The 1,504-nt window shown below is 33.2% G+C and carries 2 protein-coding genes; both read left to right on the top strand.

Annotation, left to right across the window (positions count from 1 at the left end; genetic code table 11):
- Positions 1–112 precede the first annotated feature (112 nt).
- The gene (locus AC1EU5_RS15950; RefSeq protein ID WP_480193414.1) at positions 113–604 is read left to right on the top strand and encodes a hypothetical protein; all 492 of its coding nucleotides are present in this window, start codon (positions 113–115) and stop codon (positions 602–604) included.
- Positions 605–785: 181 nt separating this feature from the next.
- Positions 786–1,373 (top strand): DJ-1/PfpI family protein, encoded by a 588-nt coding sequence (locus tag AC1EU5_RS15945; protein WP_480193413.1) that lies wholly within the window; start codon positions 786–788, stop codon positions 1,371–1,373.
- The last annotated feature ends 131 nt before the right edge of the window (positions 1,374–1,504 follow it).

The raw sequence follows: 1,504 nt of genomic DNA, 5'->3' as shown, positions 1-1,504 counted from the left end.
TTAAGAGAAATAGGAAGTCTGATTCTCAAATTATTGATAAAGAATTTAGTATCTTTTCATTCTCAAAGCAGAACTACGTTTAACCCTTGAGCAAGCAAGCTAAAAAAATTGAATGGCAACTTTATTAGAAGATATAAAAAAGCAATCTGATTGGACTGTAATGGCATTCAAATCAGAAAAAATTGAGTTGGACTACTCTATTGGAAGTTTAATCGAAATTGACCGATTTATTCATAAATGTACTAAAAATGGACAGCCAATAGAGGGTGGTCTGCTTACCAAAAATTTTGGCGGAATAATATTCTCGATTGGTTCCTATATCGGTGAAACTCTAATAAAAAATGTTACTGACTCAAAATGGGTAACGGATGATAACGATCCGAATGGAGAAGTGAATATCGAAGTGAATTTAGGAAACGGAACTCGCTGCTGGCCAATTCAATGCTTAATGGGAAGGATTAAAAATGGACTTGAAGATGGAATATATCCCTATGGAGTAAGCGTGACCAACAAAAAGGCTAATGAAAAGTATAACGGTGCTTTCTGGAGAATAAAAACGGAAGTTCAACCAATTGAACCGAAAAAACCATGGTGGAAATTTTGAATGGAAAAGCCAGCTTACAACAATGGCTATAATCAATTGTTACTTCTTTCTAAACAAAAAACATTACTTTTAAATCCATGATTCCTACAGTGGACAATTCCTGCGGAATTATCTACAACGGAGTCATAGCTGAACCGTTGCCAGCAAGCTGGCAACTCATAAAAAAAATAAAACTCAAGAAATGAAGAAAGTACTATTATTATTAGCAGAAGGATTTGAAATATTTGAGGCAAGTGTATTTATTGATGTTATCGGTTGGAATCTTACAGCAGGTAATAGACTTACAGAATTATTTACTTGTGGAATAAAAAGAGAAGTCAAAAGTACATTCAATCAAAGATTTATAGTCGATTTCGTAGTTGATGAAATAAATGTTGACGATTTTGATGCTATTGCTATTCCTGGTGGTTTTGAAGAGTATAACTTTTATGTAGATGCTTACAGCGAAAAATTTTCAGGAATAATCAGTTCATTTCATAAAAAGGGAAAAGTTGTTGCATCAATTTGCACTGGCGCATTTCCTGTTGCAAAAAGTGGCATATTGGAGAACAAGAAAGGAACAACATATAACCTAAATCCTATTAGGCAAGAAACTTTAAAAAATATGGGCGTAAATGTTGTTAATAAACCAATAGTAGAGGAAGGAAACATAATAACCTCTTGGAATCCATCTACAGCTATGGACGTAGCATTTTTATTACTTGAAAAATTAACGAATAAAAAAAACGCGAATTTAATTAAAGAAAAAATGGGTTTTGCAATTGTATAAATGCATGCTGCTAATACCATGTATAATTAATTGCTAGTACAGGCTTACTTACGAAAATCCCCGCGGATTTTCTATTCGGTTTGTATTTGCTAAATTAGTTGCTGAAATACGCAACGGAATCATACACAAAC

Source organism: Maritimimonas sp. 2405UD52-3 (assembly GCF_056591715.1).
The sequence above is the reverse complement of the archived record's forward strand: the minus strand, read 5'-3'. Positions and strand labels throughout refer to the sequence as shown.